General features: G+C 64.5%; 18 protein-coding genes and 1 pseudogene. 11 read left to right on the top strand and 8 right to left on the bottom strand.

Annotated features, from left to right (window positions below):
* Nucleotides 1–74 precede the first annotated feature (74 nt).
* Nucleotides 75–776: a peroxiredoxin gene (locus tag F8237_RS00170; protein WP_151641842.1), complete on the bottom strand. Its 702-nt coding sequence runs from the start codon at nucleotides 774–776 to the stop codon at nucleotides 75–77.
* Between the two features lie 195 nt (nucleotides 777–971).
* Here F8237_RS00170 and F8237_RS00165 point away from each other — a divergent pair, with 195 nt between their 5' ends.
* On the top strand, nucleotides 972–4,781 hold the full coding sequence (locus F8237_RS00165) for a DUF3971 domain-containing protein (RefSeq protein WP_162005815.1): 3,810 nt from the start codon (nucleotides 972–974) through the stop codon (nucleotides 4,779–4,781).
* 133 nt (nucleotides 4,782–4,914) lie between these two features.
* Here the strand turns inward: F8237_RS00165 and F8237_RS00160 are convergent, their stop codons facing one another.
* The 4 genes from F8237_RS00160 to tyrS form a co-directional block, all read right to left on the bottom strand.
* Entirely contained in the window at nucleotides 4,915–6,609 is a 1,695-nt protein-coding gene (locus tag F8237_RS00160; RefSeq protein ID WP_151641840.1) for a methyl-accepting chemotaxis protein, read from the bottom strand.
* Nucleotides 6,610–7,043: 434 nt separating this feature from the next.
* Nucleotides 7,044–7,448 (bottom strand): DoxX family protein, encoded by a 405-nt coding sequence (locus F8237_RS00155; RefSeq protein WP_151641839.1) that lies wholly within the window; start codon nucleotides 7,446–7,448, stop codon nucleotides 7,044–7,046.
* 221 nt (nucleotides 7,449–7,669) lie between these two features.
* On the bottom strand, nucleotides 7,670–8,929 hold the full coding sequence (locus F8237_RS00150) for an MFS transporter (protein ID WP_151641838.1): 1,260 nt from the start codon (nucleotides 8,927–8,929) through the stop codon (nucleotides 7,670–7,672).
* A 56-nt stretch (nucleotides 8,930–8,985) separates the two neighbouring features.
* Complete coding sequence (gene tyrS / locus F8237_RS00145; RefSeq protein WP_151641837.1) at nucleotides 8,986–10,239, bottom strand: tyrosine--tRNA ligase; 1,254 nt, start codon at nucleotides 10,237–10,239, stop codon at nucleotides 8,986–8,988.
* A 160-nt stretch (nucleotides 10,240–10,399) separates the two neighbouring features.
* Here tyrS and F8237_RS00140 point away from each other — a divergent pair, with 160 nt between their 5' ends.
* Both F8237_RS00140 and F8237_RS00135 read left to right on the top strand, forming a co-directional pair.
* On the top strand, nucleotides 10,400–11,503 hold the full coding sequence (locus F8237_RS00140; RefSeq protein WP_151641836.1) for an anhydro-N-acetylmuramic acid kinase: 1,104 nt from the start codon (nucleotides 10,400–10,402) through the stop codon (nucleotides 11,501–11,503).
* A 96-nt stretch (nucleotides 11,504–11,599) separates the two neighbouring features.
* Nucleotides 11,600–12,278, top strand: a pseudogene (locus tag F8237_RS00135) (glutathione S-transferase family protein).
* Nucleotides 12,279–12,322: 44 nt separating this feature from the next.
* Here the strand turns inward: F8237_RS00135 and F8237_RS00130 are convergent.
* The gene (locus F8237_RS00130; RefSeq protein ID WP_015686431.1) at nucleotides 12,323–12,970 is read right to left on the bottom strand and encodes an alpha/beta hydrolase; all 648 of its coding nucleotides are present in this window, start codon (nucleotides 12,968–12,970) and stop codon (nucleotides 12,323–12,325) included.
* A gap of 344 nt (nucleotides 12,971–13,314) precedes the next feature.
* Here F8237_RS00130 and F8237_RS00125 point away from each other — a divergent pair, with 344 nt between their 5' ends.
* From F8237_RS00125 to F8237_RS00090, 8 genes are all read left to right on the top strand, one after another.
* Nucleotides 13,315–14,454, top strand: a complete 1,140-nt coding sequence (locus F8237_RS00125; protein ID WP_151641835.1) for a cysteine desulfurase family protein — start codon at nucleotides 13,315–13,317, stop codon at nucleotides 14,452–14,454.
* Between the two features lie 113 nt (nucleotides 14,455–14,567).
* Complete coding sequence (gene sufB / locus F8237_RS00120) at nucleotides 14,568–16,064, top strand: Fe-S cluster assembly protein SufB (protein WP_151641834.1); 1,497 nt, start codon at nucleotides 14,568–14,570, stop codon at nucleotides 16,062–16,064.
* A 61-nt stretch (nucleotides 16,065–16,125) separates the two neighbouring features.
* A complete protein-coding gene (sufC, locus tag F8237_RS00115) occupies nucleotides 16,126–16,878 on the top strand; it encodes a Fe-S cluster assembly ATPase SufC (RefSeq protein WP_162005814.1) in 753 nt (250 codons plus the stop codon).
* 11 nt (nucleotides 16,879–16,889) lie between these two features.
* Nucleotides 16,890–18,194 (top strand): Fe-S cluster assembly protein SufD, encoded by a 1,305-nt coding sequence (sufD, locus tag F8237_RS00110; protein ID WP_151641832.1) that lies wholly within the window; start codon nucleotides 16,890–16,892, stop codon nucleotides 18,192–18,194.
* Nucleotides 18,191–19,438: a cysteine desulfurase gene (locus F8237_RS00105; protein WP_151641831.1), complete on the top strand. Its 1,248-nt coding sequence runs from the start codon at nucleotides 18,191–18,193 to the stop codon at nucleotides 19,436–19,438. Before sufD ends, F8237_RS00105 begins: the two co-directional genes overlap by 4 nt.
* Nucleotides 19,435–19,806, top strand: a complete 372-nt coding sequence (locus F8237_RS00100) for an SUF system Fe-S cluster assembly protein (protein ID WP_151641830.1) — start codon at nucleotides 19,435–19,437, stop codon at nucleotides 19,804–19,806. The genes F8237_RS00105 and F8237_RS00100 overlap by 4 nt, the downstream gene beginning before the upstream one ends.
* 63 nt (nucleotides 19,807–19,869) lie before the next feature.
* Complete coding sequence (locus tag F8237_RS00095) at nucleotides 19,870–20,280, top strand: HesB/IscA family protein (protein WP_143844933.1); 411 nt, start codon at nucleotides 19,870–19,872, stop codon at nucleotides 20,278–20,280.
* Between the two features lie 187 nt (nucleotides 20,281–20,467).
* A complete protein-coding gene (locus tag F8237_RS00090) occupies nucleotides 20,468–20,896 on the top strand; it encodes a TfoX/Sxy family protein (RefSeq protein ID WP_151641829.1) in 429 nt (142 codons plus the stop codon).
* Nucleotides 20,897–20,920: 24 nt separating this feature from the next.
* Here F8237_RS00090 and fabA read toward each other — a convergent pair whose 3' ends face one another.
* Both fabA and F8237_RS00080 read right to left on the bottom strand, forming a co-directional pair.
* A complete protein-coding gene (fabA, locus tag F8237_RS00085; RefSeq protein ID WP_151650411.1) occupies nucleotides 20,921–21,451 on the bottom strand; it encodes a bifunctional 3-hydroxydecanoyl-ACP dehydratase/trans-2-decenoyl-ACP isomerase in 531 nt (176 codons plus the stop codon).
* Nucleotides 21,452–21,539: 88 nt separating this feature from the next.
* Nucleotides 21,540–22,607 (bottom strand): GGDEF domain-containing protein, encoded by a 1,068-nt coding sequence (locus F8237_RS00080; RefSeq protein ID WP_151641828.1) that lies wholly within the window; start codon nucleotides 22,605–22,607, stop codon nucleotides 21,540–21,542.
* Nucleotides 22,608–22,646: the final 39 nt, after the last annotated feature.

Below are 22,646 nucleotides of genomic sequence, written 5' to 3'. Positions count from 1 at the left end.
TCAATTGCCGCAGCAATCTGGGCCGGTCATGGTTAATTTTCCGGAAATGGGAGCGCTCAAATCTAGCGGACTGGTTAAAGGCTTCTTGCCGCTTCCAGCACCTGATCGGCGTGGCCGTCGACCCGTACATTGCGCCAGACCTTGGCCACCTTGCCGTCGGTCCCGATCAGCAGCGTGGTCCGAAGAATCCCGAGGAAGCTCTTGCCGTACATGGATTTTTCGCCCCAGGCGCCATACGCTTCCAACATCTCGTGCGTCTCATCCGAAATGAGAGGAATGGTCAGCTTGTGCTTGTCGCGGAACTTCTCCTGGGCCCTTAACGGATCGGCCGAGATGCCGAGCACCGCGGTACCGGCAGCAGCAAAAGCGTCGGCCAGCCGTGTGAAGTCGATCGCCTCCCTGGTGCAGCCGGGCGTGTCGGCGCGGGGATAGAAGAACAGGACGAGCTTGCGGCCGGCATAATCGGCCAGGGTGACCACGTCACCGCCGTCGCGGGGCAGGCGAAAGGCGGGGGCCTTCTGGCCCTCGGCCAGGGCGGACTTAGTCATCGCTTTGGCCTTCACGGGCATGGCCGCCGATTTGGAGGAATTTAACTGCTTCGATGCGGCCCCATGTGACCCTGATTTTGATATGCTCCCGGTTGATTTGCTCGCCGGCGTCCGCTGTGTTTTCGCGGACTTTGTTTGAGTCGTTGCCCGCGCTTTCGGGGCCTTCTTTTTAGTTGTCGGACTGCCGGAGGGCGTTTTGGACGATTTCTTTCGGGATTTCTTGGACATACGCCTTCCTTTCGTCGCTTTCGGCGGGTCAACCAAAGCGGTATTGCAGCTCTCGTCCGCTGTGTCGGAATCGCGCCCTCGGCTGGGCGAGTCTGACGGCAGCGGGGTATGGTTACAAGGAATTCCACGCACCACCCCACTGCTCGTTGAACGCGCTCCCGGGGCGAAATGACGAACAGCAGGAATATTCGAGGTATGGCGGCAACGCCGGGGCGGGGAGCATCGATCCCCGTCGACGGCTGCGGTCCCGGCGGCGCTCAATCCCACGATGGGCGCCTGTATCGAGAGGCAATGGCAAGGAATACGTCGCCCCAGGATTACAATCGGGATTTCGATCGGCGCGGCGGCCAGCAGGAGCCGCAGGAATGGGACGACGCCGACTGGGATCCGGATCAGGAAGCGGCGGCGCGCCGACGGGCGCGGCGGCTGTTGTCGCGTTCCAATTCAGGCTTTCATCGCTTTGGTGACGGATTCGGCTCGTTGCGCCGCTGGCTCGGCGGAGGCCGCTGGCTGAAGCGGATGGCCATCGTGGTGGGGGCCCTGCTCGTCATCTTCGTCGGCTGTTTCGGCGCGCTGTGGTGGCGGCTTGGCGCGGGGCCGATCAATCTCGACATCGCGACGCCCTGGCTCGCTGCCGCGATCGAGGACAATATCGGCCACGGCAACACGGTCGAGGTCGGCGGCACCCAGATCGAGCGGGTCGGGCGGGTTCGCATCGCCGTGCGCATCCGCGACATCATCGTGCGCGACCGCGACCGCGCCATCGTTGCCAGTGCGCCGAAGGCAGAGGTGAAGCTGTCGGGTGCGGGTCTGCTGATGGGGCACCTGCGTGCCGAAAGCCTCAATCTCGTCGACGCCGAGCTCGCGATCCGGATCGCGCCTGACGGCACCGTCACGGTCTCGGCCGGCGACACCGCAAAACCGCTCGCAACCGGCGTGGCGTCCAAGAAGGATGCGGGCCTGCCGCCGACATTCCCGCGCAACGGTGTCCCGCCGCCGCCGTTCGCGACGGCACCTGCGGGCCAGGATCCATCTCAAGCCGCCCCGCAGGCCACGGCCCAGAGCGGAATTCTTCAGGGCCTCGACTGGCTCGACAGCCTGAGCATGACCGGCCTCGACGGACAGAACCTCAACGAGATCGGTCTGAAGAACGGCAATCTGATCGTCGACGATCAGCAGCGCGGCAGCAAATGGTCGTTCGAGAACATCACGCTCAGCCTGCGCCGGCCGACCCGTGGTGGTGTCACGCTCAGCTTCGGCGAGGAGGGCGCACGTCCCTGGTCGCTGCGTGCCACGATCGGCCCTGCCGAGAACGGTGTGCGCTCGGTCGACATCCGCGCCGACAAGGTTTCCACCGCCAACATCCTGCTGGCGTTGCGGGTGAAGGACCTCACCTATACGGCCGACCTGCCGATGACGGGAGAGCTCAAGGGCGAGCTCGGCCGCGACGGCGTGCCGACCTTCTTCCGCGGCAAGGTCGCAATCGGCGCGGGCAACATCATCGACACCGACACACCCGACTATCCGATGGCGATCGACTCCGCCGAGATCAACGTGGAGTGGGACGCCAATCGGCGGGTGCTGGTTGCACCGTTCAAGATCCTGTCGGGTGCGAACCGTCTGACGCTGCTGGCCCATCTCGAGCCGCCCAACGGCACCGTCAACGACTGGCAGCTCGGTTTCAGCGGCGGCTCGATCCTGCTCGGCGGCATCGACAACGAGCCGCCACTGGTCTTCAACCGCATCGCGATCGGCTTCCGCTTCGACACCGACCACAAGCGCATGCTGCTGACGCAGGCCGACATCAGCAATGGCGAGATCGGCGTCGCCGGCACGGGGGCCATCGACTATTCGGGCGAGCCGCGGCTGACGCTGGGCTTTGCGGGAACGCCGATGTCGGCCTCCGCGCTCAAGCGGATGTGGCCGACGCTCGTCGTTCCCGAATTACGGGAATGGGTGATCGAGCGGATCGAGCGCGGCACGCTCCAGCGCATCGAGATCGGCGTCAATTCACCGACCAAGAACCTGCCGCGCAAGGGCCCGCCGATTCCCGACGACGGCCTGTCGGTCAACATCGTCGCGAGCGGCGTCGCGGTCCGTCCCGTCGATGGCATGCCTGTGGTGCACGACGCCGATCTGAAGGCGCGCGTGACAGGGCGCACCGCGACCGTGAATATCGCCCAGGGCATCGCCGATACGCCGGCGGGCCGCAAGGTCACGATCTCCGACTTCGTGTTCGAGGTGCCGGACATGGCGCCCAAACCGTCGCCGTCACGGACCAGGTTTCGCGTCGACGGCCCCGTGCCCGCGGCGGCTGAGATGCTTGCCAACGACCGGCTGAGCGACCTGTCGTCGACCGTCGTCGATCCCAACACCAGCAAGGGCACGTTCACGGCGAACATCCAGCTCGGCATGCCGGTCAAAGGCGAGCTGACCAAGGCCGACACCGTCTATTCCGTCACCGCCGATCTCAACGGCTTCTCAGCCGACAAGCTGGTGATGAACCAGAAGCTGGAGGCCAACAACCTCAAGATATCGGCCAGCAACCAGGGCTATCAGGTCAAGGGCGACGTCAAGATCAACGGCCAGGCGGCCTCGCTCGACTATCGCAAGCCAGCCGAAGGCGATGCGGACGTCAAATTGCAGGCGACGCTGGACGACGCCAGTCGCGCGCGCCTGGGATTCGATCTCAGTCCCGCCGTGAGCGGATCGGTGCCGATCAAGCTGTCGGGCAAGATCGCCGGCGGGCCCGACCAGACGACGAAGCTCGGCATCGAAGCCGACCTGACTTCGGTGAAGCTCGACAACATTCTGCCCGGCTGGGTCAAGCTGCCAGGCAAATCGAGCAAGGCGACGTTCAAGGTGGTGCCGACCGCGCAATCGACGCGCCTGGAGGACATCGTCATCGAAGGCGGCGGCGCCTCGATCAAGGGCTCGGTCGAGATCGATCCGAACGGCGATTTGATGAATGCGAATTTCCCGATCTATTCGCCGTCCGATGGCGACAAGACGTCGCTGAAGGTTGAGCGCGGCCAGGACGGAGTGGTGCGCGGCACCATGCGCGGCGACGTGTTCGACGGCCGCGGCTTCCTGAAGTCGGCGATCTCAGGCAATTCGAAGGACGATGCCAAGAGCAAGATGAAGAACGTCGATTTCGACATCGACGTAAAGCTCGGTGCCGTCGCGGGGTTCAATGGCGAGGCAATGCGCAGCGTCGATGCCAAGATGTCGAAACGCAGCGGCTCCATCAAGGCCTTCACCCTGAGCGGCAAGATCGGCCGCGACACGCCGGTGGCAGCCGATCTGCGCGGCGGCCGCGCCCAGGGCAGCCGCGAGGTGATCTACCTCCAGACCAACGACGCCGGCGCGCTGCTGCGCTTCACCGACACCTACACCAAGGCGGTCGGCGGCCAGATGGTGGTGGCGATGGAGCCTCCGACATCCGAGCCGAACACGTCGCGCGAGGGCCTCATCAACGTGCGGGACTTCACGGTGAAGGGCGAGGCGCAGCTCGAACGCGTCGCCGCCGGCGCTCCCAACGGGACCGGCAGCGGCGTCTCTTTCAGCGCGTTGCGCGCCGAGTTCACCCGGCAGAACGGCGCGCTGACCGTTCGCGACGGCGTGGTCAAGGGGCCGATGATCGGCGCTACGATCGAGGGCTCGATCGACTATCCCGGCAACCAGGTCTGCATGAGCGGCACCTTCGTGCCGATGTACGGCGTCAACAACATCTTCGGCCAGATCCCGTTGTTCGGAATCTTCCTCGGCGGCGGCAACAATGAGGGACTGATCGGCGTGACCTACGAGGTCGTCGGCACGCCCGCCGCGCCCGTCATGCGCGTCAACCCGATCTCGGCGATGGCGCCCGGCCTGTTCCGCAAGATCTTCGAGTTCAACACCGGCAAGCAGAACTCGCCGTTCGAGGAATTCCCGTCGCAGTCGAGCGACGGCTCGACCGGATCGGCGAGCAAGCTCTCGAGCGGCTGCAGCCTCGCAAGGCGGTAGAGGCTGGACTGAAGATGCCGTCATGCCCGGGCTTGTCCCGGGCATCCACGTTCTTTCTGTAAGCGCGGAGAACGTGGATGGCCGGGACAAGTCCGGCCATGACACCTGTCGAGGGATTTAGAGCAGGCGAAGCTTACGCCGCGCGCACGCCGGCCAGGAAGGTGCCGACTTCGCCGGAGAGCTGCTCGGCCTGCTTGGAGAGGTTCGAGGCGGCCGCGAGCACCATGCCGGCGGCGTTGCCGGTCTCGTTCGCCGCCGTGCTGACGCCGCCGATATTGGTGGTGACCTCCTTGGTCGCCTCCGCGGTCTGCGAGACGCTGCGGGCGATCTCGGCGGTGGCGGCGCCTTGCTCTTCGATGGCGGCGCCGATCGAGGCGGCGATGCGGCTGACTTCCTCGATGGTGGCGGTGATGCCGCCGATCGCGTCCACGGCCTCCTTGGTCGCGCCCTGGATCTGGGCGATCTTGTCGCCGATCTCACGGGTGGCTTCCGCGGTCTGGCTCGCGAGCGACTTCACCTCGGAGGCGACGACGGCAAAGCCGCGGCCGGCTTCACCGGCACGGGCCGCCTCGATGGTGGCGTTGAGCGCGAGCAGATTGGTCTGCGCCGCGATGCTGGAGATCAGCTCGGCGACGTGCTCGATCTGCTGGGCACCGTCCGACAGCGCGCGGACGATGGTGTCGGTGCGGCGCGCGCTGTCCACGGCGCGGCCGGTGACTTCCGCGGATTGCGCGACCTGGCGGCTGATCTCGGTGATGGAGGAGGACAGCTCTTCGGCGGCCGCGGCGACCGTCTGGACGCGCTGGCTGGCTTCGGTGGCGGCCGAGCCGACCACGGCGGCGCGGCGGTTGGTGCCTTCAGCCGTGGATGACATCGACTTGGCGGTGGTCTCCAGCTCGCCGGAGCCCGAGGCCATCAGGCCGACGAGCTGGCCGACGGAAGCGTCGAAGCGGTCGGCGAGCGAGATCAGCGCGTCGCGCTTTTCCTGCTCGCTGCGGGTCTTGGTGGCGACCTGCTCGGCCTCGAGCATGCGCGCGGTCAAAGCGGTCTGGCGCAGCACTTCGAGCGTCTCGGCCATGCGGCCGATCTCGTCGCCGCGATCGGTCTCCTCGACCGGCTTGTCGATGGCGCCCTCGGCGATCTCCTGCATGCGGGTCTTCTGGCGATCGAGCGCGCTCAGCACGTCACGGGCAATCAGCCAGGACAGCGTGGCCATCAGCAGCATCAGGCCAAGGCCGACCGCGGCGAGTTCGAGCGTGATCGCGCGCACGTCGGCGTCGATATCGTCGACATAGAGGCCGTAGCTGATGGTCGCGTTCCAGGGCGCGAACTTGCGGGCGAACACGGTCTTGCGGACGGCTTCGGTCTGACCGGGGCGGGGATAAAGGTAGGACGTCACGCCGCCCTGCGCGGACAGGTCGCCGGCCTTGATGATCGCGTCGGCGATGAGGACGCCGTTGGCGTCGATCGCGCCGGTGATCTTGCCCTCGAGCTTCTGGTTGGCGCCGTTCACGAGGATGGATGTGTCGGCGTTGTAGACGACCGGGTAGCCTTGGCCGGCATTGAAGTTCATCTGGCGACCGCGAATATGAAACTGGGCCTTGGCCTCGGCCTGCGTCAGTTTGCCGGCGGTGACGTCGTCCTGAACCGACTGGGCCAGGCTGTAGAGCATGTCGACCGCGGTTTTCATCTGCTGGACCCGGTCCTCCATCATGCGGCTCTTGCTGAGGAAGCCCGAGACCGCGATGATGGCCGTGACTGTGAGAGCCGCAAGGCAGACCATGCTGGCAAGCTTGGTGCGGATCTTCAGGTGGCTCAGCAACTTCATCGCAGCCTCTACGAAATGGTTGTTATTGCTCGCATCGGTAGCATGAAGTTCTTACTAATCATGAACATAGCCATGCGGCGACCTGCCGCGCGCGTGACCGGTCGCAGCCATGTGCGCAATCGTGCAGACGAACCGACATGCATCGGCGCACGCCAGCACGGATGCGGGCGACGATCGATCTCAGACTTTGGTGGTGAGCGAGTCTGGCAGGAGCGGCAATGAACCGATTCGCTCACCGCCTCGTCATGTCCGTGTTGCTCGCAGCGGCCCTCGTCCTGATCTGGACCGTGCTGGGCTCGCGCTAGATGACACCGGCAAGGCTGCCGATTAAGGCTGCCGATCAAGGCTGCCGATCAAGGCTGCCGATGCCATCCGTTGCTTGTGCGTTAATTGCGCGCGCGTGAGCATCGCGCAATGCGTCGCCGGTCGACCCGCTAGTCCTTGCCCATCGCCGCATCGGCGCTGACCGAACCGCCGCCGGCTGCCGAGAGGTAGAGGCAGGCGAAGCAGAACAGGATCGCCGCGGTGCCGCCATTGAGCAGCGGCAGGAACACCGGCGTGTCGCCCTTGAGCATGTGGCCCATGAAGTAGGCGAAGGCCATCTCGCCCGAGAGAATGAAAGCCGCGAGACGGGTGAACAGGCCGATCATCAGCAGCGCGCCAAGCACGAGCTCGATCGTGCCGGCCGTGTAGATCAGCGGCGGGATGTTCGCGAAGTAGGGGAGCACCGGAAACTTGAACAGCTTGGCGACGCCGTACTGAAACAGCAGCAGGCCGGTGATGAAGCGAAACAGGCTCAAGAGAACCGGTTGAAAGCGAACGAGATAGGGAAAGTTCATTGGTTTGTGCCCTCCATCCAATGGTTGCGACTTGGACCGCATTCAGTTGCACCCCGCAAGCCGCCCAAGCTCGATTCGCGCTGACATTTTTGTCATGTCGGACAAAACACCGCAGGCTGCGTTTTCAGCCGGGCGTGGTCCGCATTTTTTGCGTCTGTTCGCAGCGCGTCTGTCCGTAATTGTCCGGTGACGCCACTGCGCGCAGGTTACTTCCGGGAGACCTAGCGCCGCAAGGCCGGCACGATGAGGAACGGAATCATCCCGAGCACCACGCTCGCAAGTGCGAAGGCGAGCAGCGCGTTGTAGCCATGGGTCGCGTCATGGATCAGGCCGCCGCTCCAGGAGCCGAACGCCGAGCCGAGGCCGCTGCCGATCGAGATGGTGCCAAAGATGGTGCCGACGCGCTTGCCCCGAAAGATCTTCATCGCGGTTGCCGTGATCAGCGGCCCGCGCGAGCCCATCATGCTGCCGAAGCAGACGACGAAGCCGGTGAGCAGGATGACATCAGGATAATACTGCAGCAGCCAGAGCAGGAAGATGCCGATGATCGAGATCGCGTAGCTGAGCAGCACGGACGGCCGGCGCCCGATCAGCCCGTCGAGCGCTGAGACCCCGAGCATGCCGAACACCAGCACGACACCGGAAAAGCCCCAGGCGGTTGCGGCCTGGAGCGGCGGGAAGCCGGCATCGATCAGATAGGCGACGATCTGCGCCGCGATCGCATACATGCCGACCGCGGTGAAGAAGAAGGTCGAGAACAGCGCCCAGAAGGCGTGGTGGCGCATGGCGCTCACCAGCGTCCAGCCGTGATCGACGAAATCGGGGTCGGTCTTCTTGGCGACATGCGGCGAGCCCGATGCGAACAACCGCCATGGCAACAGCAGCAGCGGCACCAGCAGGCCGAGTGAGGCGAAGCCGAATAGCTGGTAGGTCTCGCGCCAGCCGAGATGATCGATCAGGAGCTGCGAGGCCGGCAGCAGCGCCAGCACGCCGCCGCCCATCGCCGAGTACACCACCGCCATCGCGGTCGGCAGCTTGGGGCCGAACCAGCGGCCGAGCAGGATCGAGTTCGGCACGTTGCCGATGAAGGCGACGCCGACGCCGACGCACAATCCGATCGAAAGCTGGAATTGCCAGAGCGATTGCGCGTGCGCCGCGATCAGAAAGGCCGACCCGAGCAGGAACAGTCCGAGTGCATAGACGATGCGTGGTCCGGAATGATCGAACAGGCGTCCGACCAGCGGCGCGGTCAGTCCGCTGATGAGCCAGGTCAGCGAGTAGATCGAGACGACCTGCGCACGATCCCAGCCGAAGTTTTCCGAGATCGGCTTGAGGAAGACGGTGAAACTTTCGCTGAGGCCGCGGCCGAGCACCGCCAGCGTGAAGCACAGCGCAAGCACGACGAGCGCGGTGCGCACCGCGCCTTGCTGCATCGCAGCTCCGTTGTCCCTGCTCGTTTCCCTGGGCGTGTTCTGGTCCATTGCCCGTCAGGGAGCGCGCTTCGGCGCGCCCTGACAAGCATCAAAAGCTCATACGCCTATGCAGGCCGGATGAGGACGTGCTTCTTCTTGCCGAACGACAGCTTGATCACGCCTTCCGGCGTCAGGCTGGCCGCAGACAGCACCATCTTCTCGTCGGTGACCGGCTCGTCGTTGACGCGCAGGCCGCCGCCCTTGATCTGGCGCCGTGCCTCGCCGTTGGAGGCGACGAGGCCGGCCTTGACGAAGGCGTTGAGCACGCCGAGGCCGGCGTCGAGCTCGCCGCGCGGAATTTCCACCGTCGGCAGGCTCTCGGCGAGCGCGCCTTCCTCGAAGGTGCGGCGAGCCGTTTCGGCTGCCTCGTTGGCGGCATCCCGGCCGTGCAGCAGCGTGGTCGCTTCGGTGGCGAGCACCTTCTTGGCCTCGTTGATCTCCGAGCCGCCGAGCGCTTCGAGCTTCTTGATCTCGCTCATCGGCAGCGTCGTGAACAGCTTCAGGAACCTGCCGACGTCGGCATCCTCGGTGTTGCGCCAGTACTGCCAGAAATCATACGGCGAGAACTGGTCGGCGTTGAGCCACACCGCGCCCTGCGCGGTCTTGCCCATCTTGGCGCCGGAGGCCGTGGTCAGCAGCGGCGTCGTCAGCGCGAACAGCTGGTGGGTGCCCATGCGGCGGCCGAGATCGACGCCCATGATGATGTTGCCCCACTGGTCCGAGCCGCCCATCTGCAAATGGCAGCCGGTGCGCTTGGCGAGCTCGACGAAGTCGTAGGCCTGGCAGACCATGTAGTTGAACTCGATGAAGCTCATCTCCTGCTCGCGCTCGAGGCGCAGCCGCACGGAGTCCATGGTCAGCATGCGGTTGACCGAGAAGTGCCGGCCGACGTCGCGCAGCATCTCGATCCAGTTCAGCTTGGTCAGCCACTCGGCATTGTCGAGCATGATGGCATCGCTCTTGCCGTCGCCGTAGGTCAGCACCTTGGCGAACACGCCGCGGATCGAGGCCTTGTTGGCTTCGATCTCGGCGACGGTGCGCATCGCGCGCGTCTCGTCCTTGCCGGAGGGATCGCCGACCATGGTGGTGCCGCCGCCCATCAGCGTGATCGGCTTGTTGCCGGATTGCTGCAGCCAGTGCAGCATCATCATGGTCAGGTAGTTGCCGATATGCAGCGAGCGGGCGGTGCAATCGTAGCCGACATAGGCGATCGCCTCGCCCTTGGCGGCGAGTGCGTCCAGCCCCTCGAAATCGGAGCACTGGTGGATGAATCCACGTTCCCTGAGGGTATTGAGGAAATCCGATTTAAATGCAGTCATCTGTCGGCGGACCTGATCATTCTTATTTTACGATCATTGCCGCAAGTTGCGGAACCGGCACCAGCCGGGCTGCCGCAAATATGCGCGCTGTGGCATTATAAGATGTGCTTGTTTGATACAAGTCGGGCGTCCGGGCAGGGGGCTTCGAGGCTCGCTTAAGATGATGTTGACGGCACTCGGCTTGATGAGCGGCACCTCGCTGGACGGGGTGGACGTCGCGCTGATCGAAACCGACGGAAAACAGATAAAGGCGTTCGGACCATCCGGTTACCGGCCGTATAGTCCGGCGGAGCGCAACCTGTTGCGCCAGGCGCTGGGCGAGGCCGTGCACCTGCCGCAACGCGATGCCCGGCCGGGCATTCTGGCCGAGGCCGAACGCGCGGTGACGCAGGCACATGCCGAGGCGGTCTCGGCGTTCGTCGCCCAGAACCGGATGAGGCCGGAGGACATCGACATCGTGGGCTTCCACGGCCAGACCGTGCTGCACCGTCCCGAGCGGCGGTTGACGGTGCAGATCGGCGATGCGCCGGCTCTGGCGAGAGCGATCCATATCCCCGTGATGCACGATTTCCGCGCCGCCGACGTCGAGGCCGGCGGCCAGGGCGCGCCGTTCGTGCCGGTCTACCACCGCGCACTCGCCAACTCGCTGGAGCGCGAAGGGCCGATCGTCGTGGTCAATATCGGCGGCGTCTCCAACATCACCTATATCGACGGCAACGACACGCTGATCGCCTGCGACACCGGGCCCGGCAACGCGCTGCTCGACGATTTCATGTACCGCACCATGAACCAGGCGTTCGACGCCGAAGGCAAGTTCGCAGCGCTCGGCAAGGCCGATGAAGCCTGGATCGCGCGTGCGCTGGGGCTGCCGTTCTTCGCGAGCCCGCCGCCGAAATCGCTCGACCGTAACGACTTCGCCGCCTTGAAGCTCGGGGACGTGGCACCGGCCGATGGCGCCGCGACGCTGACCGCCTTCACCGCGGCGGCCATCGCCCGCATCATTCCGCTGCTGCCGCGCCGGCCGCGAAGCTGGATCGTCTGCGGCGGCGGTGCCCGCAACCTCACCATGCTGCGGATGCTGCGCGAGCGGGTGGGCTCAGCCACGGTCGAGGCCGCCGAGACGCTCGGCTGGGCCTCCGACGCGATCGAGGCCCAGGCCTTCGGCTTCCTCGCCGCGCGCGGCCTGAAAGGCCTGCCGCTGTCCTATCCCGCCACCACGGGCGTGCCGATGCCGATGACCGGCGGGGTGATCGCACGGCCGTGAGGCATGGCAATTAAATGCAACTGCATTGATCTTGACGAGTACATGCAAATGCATCTATCCTGTGTGCGATTGCATCAAACCGCCGGGATCATTGCCATGACCGCCTCCCTGAAGCTCATCAGCCACAAGCTTTGCCCCTATGTGCAGCGCGCCGTGATCGCGCTGAAAGAGGAAGGGCGTCCCGTTCGAGCGGATCGACATCGATCTCGCCAACAAGCCCGACTGGTTCCTGAAGCTTTCGCCGCTCGGTAAGGTGCCGCTGCTGGTGGTGACGACCGACAAGGGCGAGGTCGCGCTGTTCGAGAGCAACGTGATCTGCGAGTACATCGAGGAGACGCAAGCCTGTGCGAAGCTGCATCCGGTCGATGCGTTGAAGCGTGCCGAGCACCGCGCCTGGATGGAGTTCGGTTCGGCGATCCTCGGCGACCTCTGGGGCCTGGAGACCACGACGGATCCGGCGACATTCGAGAGCAAGCGGCACGCGCTCGCGGCGAAATTCGCGCGTGTCGAAGCTGCGCTTGGCGAGGGACCGTACTTTGCGGGCGAGGCGTTCAGCCTGGTCGATGCCGTGTTCGCGCCGGTGTTCCGCTATTTCGATCTGTTCGATGAGTTGACCAAGCACGGCATCTTCAATGATGTGCCGAAGGTTAGAGCGTGGCGAGCAGAGCTAGCAAAACGCCCAAGCGTGCGCGCGGCGGTCGACTCGAATTATCCTGAGTTGCTCCGCGCGTTTCTCGTGCGCCACGACGCGCATCTGCTCAAGCTCGCGGCTTGAGCAGATGCCCGGATGGAGCGGACACCGTCCGGGCTACAAGTGTCTCAGCGCACGTTCGCCAGACGCATGTCGAGATACGCCGTGATGGTTTCCATCAGCGGCTCGAGCTTGGCGTCGAAGAAGTGGTTGGCGCCGGGGATGATCTGCTGGTCGATCACGATGCCCTTCTGCGTCTTCAGCTTCTCGACCAGCGTGTTGACGTCCTTGGGCGGCACCACCGCGTCCTTCTCGCCATGCACGATCAGGCCCGAGGACGGGCAGGGCGCAAGGAACGAGAAGTCATAGAGATTGGCCGGCGGCGCGATCGAGATGAAGCCTTCGACCTCGGGGCGGCGCATCAGGAGCTGCATGCCGATCCAGGCGCCGAAGGAGAAGCCGGCGACCCAGCAGGCGCGCGCTTCGGGATTGATGGTCTGCGCCCAGTCGAGCGCGGCCGCCGCATCCGACAATTCGCCGGTGCCGTGGTCGAACGAGCCCTGGCTGCGGCCAACGCCGCGGAAGTTGAAGCGCAGCACCGAGAAGCCGCGATGCGCGAACGCGTAGTAGCACTGGTAGATGATCTGATGATTCATCGTGCCGTGAAATTGCGGATGCGGATGCAGGACCATCGCGATCGGCGCGTTCTTCTGCTTGGCCGGGTGATAGCGGCCTTCGAGGCGGCCAGCGGGGCCAGTGAAAATAACTTCAGGCATGGATGATCTCTTGATCCCTTGAAGGCGGTCCTCAACAACCAACCGATTGCACGGACTTCATCGGCTGCTGTGCCGACCAAGCCGCGAATGGAAGGGTGGAGCGGCGCCCTCGGATGATGCGCGAGCGGCGCGCGGTGAACTGACGCGCGCGTTCTAACATGAGGCGTGGGTCAAAAAGCAAGCATCTTGAACATCCCGCAATGGGGTCAAGATGTTAGCGTGTCACCGGCATGTCATGGCGCGGCGCGGACCGGAATCACGGTTGCCAAGTGGCCAGCAGCAGCCCATGTCGGGCATCGAAATAGGCGAAGCAGCTCTCGCCTCTAAGGTAATATATTACTTTCATGTCAAGGCGCGTTTATCTCGACTGGAATGCGACCACGCCGCTTCGCGTCGAGGCACGGGCTGCGATGCTCGCCGCGTACGACCTGATCGGCAATCCCTCCTCGGTCCATGCCGAGGGGCGGGAGGCGCGGCGGCTGGTCGAGGACGCCCGCGCCACGCTTGCCGCGGCGGTGGGGGCGTTGCCGCGCAACGTTGTCTTCACCTCCGCCGGAACGGAGGCTAATGCGCTGGCGCTGTCGCCCGGCTTGCGGGGGCGATCCGGCGGTCCCGTCGAGCGGCTGCTGGTCTCGGCCATCGAGCATGCCTCGGTGCTGGCGGGCGGCCGGTTCCCGGCCGACAGGATCGGCCAGATCCGGGTCACACGCTCCGGCGTGATCGACCCCGACCATCTCAGGGCGCGGCTCGGAGACGGTCCGCCGGCACTGGTTTCGATCATGGCGGCCAACAACGAGACGGGGGCGATCCAGCCGGTCAGGGAGGCCAGCCAGATCGTTCGCGAGGCCGGTGGCCTTCTGCATGTCGATGCGATCCAGGCGCTGGGGAAAATTCCGTTCGATATCAATGCAGTGGGAGCAGACCTTGCGACCTTTTCTGCGCACAAGATCGGCGGCCCCAAGGGCGTCGGCGCGCTGGTCGTGGCCGAGGGAGTTGCCGAGCTCGAACCGGTGCTGCGGGGCGGCGGGCAGGAGCAGAACCGCCGTGCGGGAACCGAGAATGTGGCGGGCATCGCCGGCTTCGGGGCGGCCGTGAAGGCCGCGCTTCAGGCTCTGCCGGAGGATGCGGAGCGGATAGCAATCCTCAGAAATCGCTTGGAGAATGGCCTGCACGAGGTTGCGGGCGCGACGGTCTTCGCAGAAGATGTTGGGCGGTTGCCAAATACCGTTCTCTTTACAGCACCGGGCCTCAAGGCCGAGACCGCGGTGATCGGTTTCGACCTCGAAGGCGTGGCCGTGTCCTCCGGTTCAGCCTGTTCCTCGGGCAAGGTGCAGCCGTCCCGCGTGCTGTCGGCGATGGGGTATGATGCCGCCGTGGCCCAGGGAGCGGTGCGTCTCAGTCTGGGCTGGTCCACGGACCCCGATGACATCAACAGGACGTTAGAGGCTTGGCGAAAGCTCGGTAATACCCTACTTAGAGCCTAAGCGATGAAACACGGCTTGAACGGTTCTAAGCACGTGCTTTCTGCCAAAAGACATCGTAATACTCGTCAGAGTTTGATCCACCGCGGTCCTTGAAACCGCGAGCGGAGGATAGAATGCCAGCCGTGCAAGAGACGGTCGATCGCGTGAAGCGCATCGACGTCGATCAGTATCGTTATGGGTTTGAGACCCTGATCGAGTCCGACAAGGCCCCCAAGGGGCTGTCGGAAGAAACCGTCAAGTTCATCTCCGAGAAGAAGAACGAACCCGCCTGGATGCTCCAGTGGCGGCTCGAGGCGTATCGGCGCTGGCTGACCATGACCGAGCCGACCTGGGCCCGCGTCGACTATCCCAAGATCGACTTCCAGGACCTCTACTACTATTCGGCGCCGAAGCCGAAGAAGACGATCACCTCGCTCGACGAGATCGATCCGGAGATCCTGAAGACCTACGAGAAGCTCGGCATCCCCTTGCGGGAAGTCGCGATGCTCGAAGGCGTCGAGCCCAAGCCCGGTGAGCAAGATCCGGCCCGCCGCAAGATCGCGGTCGACGCGGTGTTCGATTCGGTCTCGGTTGCGACCACTTTCAAGGCCGAGCTGAAGAAGGCCGGCGTGATCTTCATGCCGATCTCGGAGGCGATCCGCGAGCATCCCGAGCTGGTGCAGAAGTATCTGGGCTCCGTTGTTCCGACCTCGGACAATTTCTACGCGACGCTGAACTCGGCGGTGTTTTCCGACGGCTCGTTCGTCTACGTGCCGCCGGGCGTGCGCTGCCCGATGGAGCTGTCGACCTATTTCCGCATCAACGAGCGCAACACCGGCCAGTTCGAGCGCACTCTGATCATCGCCGACAAGGGCTCCTACGTCTCCTATCTCGAAGGCTGCACCGCGCCGCAGCGCGACGAGAACCAGCTGCACGCCGCCGTGGTCGAGCTCGTCGCCCACGACGATGCCGAGATCAAATATTCGACGGTGCAGAACTGGTATCCCGGCAATTCGGAAGGCAAGGGCGGCATCTACAATTTCGTCACCAAGCGTGGCGACTGTCGCGGCAACAATTCCAAGATCTCCTGGACCCAAGTCGAGACGGGGTCGGCGATCACCTGGAAGTACCCGAGCTGCATCCTGCGCGGCGACAATTCGCGCGGCGAGTTCTATTCGATCGCGATCTCGAACGGCTATCAGCAGGTCGATTCCGGTACCAAGATGATTCATCTCGGCAAGAACACGTCGAGCCGGATCATCTCCAAGGGCATCGCCGCCGGCAAGTCGCAGAACACCTATCGCGGCCTCGTCACTGCCCATCGCAAGGCGACCGGCGCGCGCAACTTCACCGCCTGCGACTCGCTGCTGATCGGCGACAAATGCGGCGCGCACACCGTGCCCTACATCGAGGCCAAGAACTCCTCGGCGACGTTCGAGCATGAGGCGACGACCTCGAAGATCTCCGAGGACGTGCTGTTCTATTGCATCCAGCGCGGGCTCAGCCAGGAAGAGGCCGTCGGCCTCGTCGTCAACGGCTTCGTCAAGGACGTGCTGCAGCAACTGCCGATGGAATTCGCGGTGGAAGCGCAGAAGCTGATCTCGATCTCGCTCGAAGGGTCGGTCGGTTAGCTCCGACCCTCGCGGTGCGCTGCGGCGCTCCATGCATCAATTGAATAAACTGGATACCAAGATGGCTTTGCTTGAAGTGAAAGACCTGCAGGTTCGTGTCGAGGAGCGCGAGATTCTCCACGGGCTGACGCTGACCGTGAACGAGGGCGAAATCCACGCCATCATGGGGCCGAACGGCTCCGGCAAGTCGACGCTCTCCCACGTCATCGCCGGCAAGCCGGGCTATGAGGTCACCGGCGGCCAGATCCTGTTCAAGGGCGAAGACCTGCTGGAGATGAAACCGGAAGAGCGCGCGGCCAAGGGCGTGTTCCTAGCGTTCCAGTATCCGGTCGAGATTCCCGGCGTTGCCACCATGACGTTCCTGCGCACCGCACTGAACGCGCAGCGCAAGGCGCGCGGCGAGAGTGAATATTCGACGCCGGACTTCCTGAAGAAAGTCCGCGAGGTCTCGAAGTCGCTGAACATCCCGCAGGACATGCTCAAGCGCGGCGTCAATGTCGGCTTTTCCGGCGGTGAGAAGAAGCGCAACGAGGTGCTGCAGATGGCGCTGTTCGAGCCGAGCCTGTGCATCCTCGACGAGATGGATTCCGGCCTCGATATCGACGCGCTGCGCATCGCGGCCGACGGCGTCAACGCGCTGCATTCGCCCAAGCGCGCGATGGTCGTCATCACCCACTATCAGCGGCTCCTGAACTACATCGTCCCCGACATCGTGCACGTGATGTCGAAGGGCCGTGTCGTGAAGAGCGGCGGCAAGGAACTGGCGCTCGAGCTGGAAGCGACCGGCTACGCCCAGTTCGAGGACGCCGCGTAAGGAATTTTGCGATGAACGTTGCTGTGGCAAAGACCGGACAGGACCGCGCGCTGAGCGATCTCTTCGCCAGCGCCGAAGGCCGGCTGCCGGGTTCGCCGTCCGTGATCGCGGTCCGCCGCGAGGCGTTCGAGATCTATGAGCGTCTCGGCCTGCCGCATCGGCGGATCGAGGAGTGGAAATACACCGATCTGCGCGCGCTGGTCGGCGAGGTGCTGCCGCTGGCAGCCGCGCCCGATGCGGCCGCGCTGAAGCGCGCCGCGGACGCGGTGAAGGCGCATGCGATTGCCGGTGCCCGCAAGCTCGTGCTGGTCGACGGCGTCTTCGCGGCCGATCTCTCCGACGCCAGGGCGCTCGCCGCCGAGGCGGGCTTTAAGACGTTGCGGGAGACGCTGGAGCAGGATTCCGGCCTGCTGAAGACCGCGACTACCGATGCCGTGATCGCGCTGAATGCCGCGATGGCGACCGACGGCGTCGTTTTGTCGATCGCGGACGGCGCGCAGCTGTCCGCGCCGATCCAGATCATGCAGATCGCGACCGCCGCTTCCGCGTCGGCTTTCACCCGTTCGCAGGTGAAGGTCGGGAACGGCGCCCGTGCGACGATCATCGAGAGCTTCGTCGCGGCGGGTGCGAGCGCCTACCAGGTCAACGACGCCGTCATCGTGACGATCGGAGACAACGCCGACGTCGCGCATCTTCGCCTGATGGACGATGCGCCCGATGCCGTGAACATCACCTCGCAGTTCGTCACGGTCGGTGCGAACACCAAGCTGAACTTCTTCAATATGACGACCGGTGCAGCCGTCAGCCGCCTGCAGGGCTTCATCACGCTGGCGGGCGAGGGCAGTGAGCTCCTGGTCAACGGTGCGAACCTCTTGCAGAAGACCGAACATGGCGACACCACGTTGGTCGTTGACCACGCCGTGCCGAATTGCGTCAGCCGCGAGGTCTTCCGCGCCGTGCTGGACGATCGTGCTCATTCGGTGTTCCAGGGCCGCATCATCGTCCGTCCCGACGCGCAGAAGACCGACGGCAAGATGATGATTCGCGCGCTGCTGCTCTCGGACGAAGCCGAGGCCGACAACAAGCCCGAGCTCGAGATCTTCGCGGACGACGTCTCCTGCGGCCACGGCGCCACCGCCGGCGCGCTCGACGACAGCCTGCTGTTCTACCTGAAGGCGCGCGGCCTGCCCGAGAAGCAGGCCCAGGCGCTGCTGATCCAGGCCTTCGTCGGTGAGGCCATCGAGCAGATCGCCGACGATGATCTGCGCGAGCACGTGATCGGCATTGCCGAGCGCTGGCTGGAGCGCCGCCAATGAGCACGCATCCGGCAGTCAAGAACGGCGCTTATGACGTTGCGCGCGTGCGCCAGGATTTTCCGGCGCTCGCCATGCAGGTCTACGGCAAGCCGCTCGTTTATCTCGACAACGCGGCGTCTGCGCAGAAGCCTCTCGCGGTGCTCGACCGCATGACGCAGGCCTATACCAGCGAATATGCCAACGTGCATCGCGGCCTGCACTACCTCGCCAATGCCGCGACGGAAGCCTATGAGGGCGGCCGCACCAAGGTCGCGCAGTTCATCAATGCACCGCGGACCGAGGAAGTGATCTTCACCCGCAACGCGACGGAGGCGATCAATCTGGTCGCATCGTCCTGGGGCGGGCCGAATATCAAAGAGGGCGACGAGATCGTCATCTCGATCATGGAGCACCATTCCAACATCGTGCCATGGCATTTCCTCAGGGAACGCCAGGGTGCGGTGATCAAATGGGCGCCGGTCGACGACGAGGGCAATTTCCTCATCGACGAGTTCGAGAAGCTGCTGACGTCGAAGACCAAGCTGGTCGCGATCACGCAGATGTCGAACGCGCTCGGCACCATCGTTCCGGTCAAAGACGTCGTGAAGATCGCCCACGCCCGCGGCATCCCCGTGCTGGTCGACGGCAGCCAGGCCGCGGTGCATCTGCCCGTCGACGTCCAGGACATCGGCTGCGATTTCTACGTCTTCACCGGTCACAAGGTCTATGGCCCGACCGGCATCGGCGTGCTCTGGGCCAAGTACGACCACCTCGTCGCGATGCGCCCCTTCAATGGCGGCGGCGAGATGATCCGCGAGGTCTCGCGCGACATCGTCACCTATGGCGATCCCCCACACAAATTCGAGGCCGGAACGCCCGCGATCGTCGAGGCGGTGGGCCTTGGCGCGGCCATCGACTATGTCAACTCGATCGGCAAGGAGAGCATCGCCGCGCACGAGCACGATCTGGTCACCTACGCCCAGGAGAAGCTGCGCGAGATCAACTCGCTGCGGCTGATCGGTACCGCGCGGGGCAAGGGCCCGGTGATCTCCTTCGAGCTCAAGGGCGCCCACGCCCACGACGTCGCCACCGTGATCGACCGCCAGGGCATCGCGGTGCGCGCCGGCACCCACTGCGTGATGCCGCTTTTAGAGCGGTTCAACGTCACGGCCACCTGCCGGGCCTCGTTCGGCATGTATAATACGCGGGAAGAAGTCGATCATCTGGCACAGGCGCTGCTGAAAGCGCGGGATTTGTTCGCATGAGTGACACGGCCGACATCAAAGCCAATCCGATGGAGACCCATTCGGCGCTGCCGCCGGAGGAAACCGAGCGTCTCACCACCGAGATCATCGCCGGCCTGAAGACCGTGTTCGATCCGGAAATCCCGGCCGACATCTACGAGCTCGGCCTGATCTACAAGGTCGAGATCAAGGACGACCGCTCGGTCGACGTTCAGATGACGCTGACGACGCCGAACTGTCCGGCCGCCGGCGAACTGCCGACCATGGTCGAGAACGCGGTTGCCAGCGTTCCCGGCGTCGGCGTGGTCGACGTCAAAGTCGTCTGGGAGCCGGCCTGGACCCCGGAACGCATGAGCGACGAGGCCCGTCTCGTGCTCAACATGTGGTGACGCGTAACGCTTGCTCTGAATCCCCGGCATTGAATTCGCGCCGCAACGGACCACATCATTGACATGACCCAGATATCGTCAGGCTCGACACCAGCATCCACTCCCAAGCCGCGGCGCCCGCGCCCGCAGGTGATGCGGCTGACGGACGCCGCCGCCCAGCGCATCAGCGAGCTGACGAGCCGCGCGGACTCCGAGATCGTGGGCCTGCGCGTCGGCGTCAAGAACGGCGGCTGTGCCGGCCAGTCCTACACGGTCGAATACGCCCATGATGTCCGCCCGACCGACGAGGTCGTCGAGGACAAGGGCGTCAAGATCCTGGTCGACCCAAAGGCCGTGCTGTTCCTGCTCGGCACCGAGATGGACTACAAGGCCGACAAGATGCAGGCCCAGTTCGTCTTCAACAACCCCAACCAGGTCTCCGCCTGCGGCTGCGGCGAGTCGGTCGAGCTGCGACCGGCCAAGATCGACGGGTAGCGCCTTCTCAATACTCTCGTGCCCCGGACGCGCTGCAGCGCCCTTGCGGTGCTGCGCAGAGCCGCGACCCAGGCTATAGTCATCGGTGCAAAAGGCTGGGCCCCGCTCAGCAGCGCCATAGCGTGTTGAAGCCGCGCGTCGACGCGCTTATGGCACGCTGCGCTGCGTCCGGGGCACGAGGGTGCCCATGGACCGTGAATTCCTGATCGACCTGTTTGCCGATTTCGGCCCCGTCACCATCCGCAAGATGTTTTCCGGCTACGGCATCTCCGCCGACGGCATCAACTTCGCGCTCGCCCTGCGCGCCGGCCTGTTCTTCCGCGCCGACGAGGTGACCATTCCGGACTTTGAAGCGGAAGGCTCAAAACCGTTCCAGTATTCGACCCGGGCCAAGACCGTGACGGTCAATTCCTATTGGGAGTTGCCGGCGCGCCTGTTCGACGATTCCGAGGATCTCGTCAGATGGGCGAGGGCTGCGCTCGCCGCCGCCCAGCGCGCTAAGGTGAAGCGGCCGAAGAAGAAAGCGGCGAGCAAGCCGGCGAAAAAGGCCGCGGCGAAGGAGCCTGCGGCCAAGAAGCGTCAGGCCAAGAGAGTGACCAAGAGAGCGGTGCGGTAGGGTGCGTGATCACCCTACGAGACTTCACTCCACGGCCTTCGTCAGGCCGACCCGCATATCCTTGGCTGTGAAGACACAGACGCCGTCCGCAAGCACGCGGCCATCGGCAATTCCGAGCACCAGCTTGCCGCGCCGGACCATGCGCATGGCGACCTCATAGCGCACGCATGCTGTATCCGGCGTGATGAATCCCGTGGCCTCCACTTCGCCGACGCCGATGGCGCGGCCTTTGCCAGGTGAGCCCGACCAGCCGAGCCAGTAGCCGATCATCTGCCACATCGCATCGAGGCCGAGGCTTCCCGGCATGATCGGGTCACCGCGAAAGTGGCAATCGAAGAACCAGTGGCAAGGCGTGATATCGAGCTCGCCGACAATGTGGCCCTTGCCGAATTCGCCGCCGTCCACGCTGATCTCGGTGATGCGGTCCATCATCAGCATGGGCGGTGCCGGCAATTGCGCATTGCCTGGGCCGAAATAGCCGCCCTCGCTCGATCTCAGCAGCTCGTCCCTGGTGTAGGACGGTTGCGGGGTGTGAAAGTCATGAGGGTTGGGCACGACGACGAGGCCTCTGGATGCTCGCGGTGAGACGGCGAGGACGATGTCGTTCATGAGGTTGGAATGTCAAGCGCGCGCCGCGTCGGCGTCACGCCACCCGGCTGTGGGTCTCGACGGCGAATTCCGGATCGGCTTCGCAGATCACGCGGTTGCGGCCGTTGCGCTTGGCGGCGTAGAGGCAGGCATCCGCGCGCTCGATCAGCGCGTCGGTGTCGTCGCCCTGCTTGAGCATCGAGACGCCGACGGAGATGGTGACGCGACCGAGGATCTCGCCGGTCGACTTCTTCTTCAATTCCTTCGCCATCACCGCGCGGCGGATGTGATCGGCCACCGTCAGGGCCTGGCGCAACGCGGTGTTGGGAAGCACCACCGCGAATTCCTCGCCGCCGTAGCGCGCGGTGATGTCCTGGCCCTTGATGGTCTGCTTCAGCGACAGGCCGACGAGCCGCAGCACCTGGTCGCCGGTGAGATGGCCGTAGGAATCGTTGAACGACTTGAAGTGGTCGATGTCGAACAGCAGCAGTGACAGCGGTTCGCCCGAGGCAAGCGCGCTCTGCACGGCCATGCCGATCATGCGATCGAAATATTTGCGGTTGCCGAGCCCCGTGAGCGGATCGGTCAGGCTCTCGGCGCGGATCGCTTCGAGGCTCTGCTGGAGATTGCTGATCTCGTTCTTCGACAGCGTGAGCCGGTCTTCGAGCGCCTTGTTGGTCTCGCGCATCTCCGTGGTCGAACGCAGCAGCGTCTCGACGATCGAGGTGATCTGTTCGCGGCTCTTGGCCGATGAGAGTTTTTCGGTCGCGCCCGACAGGCTGGCATCGTAGGAGCCGGTCATCCCGAGCGCTTCGCTCAAGACCTTCATCACGTCGTCGATCTCGCCGATGACGCGCGCACCCACCTTGTCGATGCGGTCGGTGGTCTTGATGTGGGAAAGATAGGTCTCGTAGATCTGCTCGAGATCGCCTTCGGTCAGCTTGCCGTGGCGCGCCAGCGTCTCGTTGATGATCTTGTTGAGCGGAGCGTTATAGCCGGTGGCGTAGACGTACCAGATCTCGTAATTGCGAGGGATCGCGGTTTGCCGAAGCGACCGGATCTGACCGAGCGCCACTTCGGCAAACGCCAGCGTGCGTTCGTGTTCGTCGAGCACCTTGACCACGGAACATTCCCCACGGCGATCGGTGCGCGGCCGGTCGCT

This window comes from Bradyrhizobium betae (assembly GCF_008932115.1).
GTDB classification, from domain to species: Bacteria; Pseudomonadota; Alphaproteobacteria; order Rhizobiales; family Xanthobacteraceae; genus Bradyrhizobium; species Bradyrhizobium betae.
Note: the sequence above shows the minus strand (reverse complement) of the source record. Positions and strands in the feature narration are given on the sequence as shown.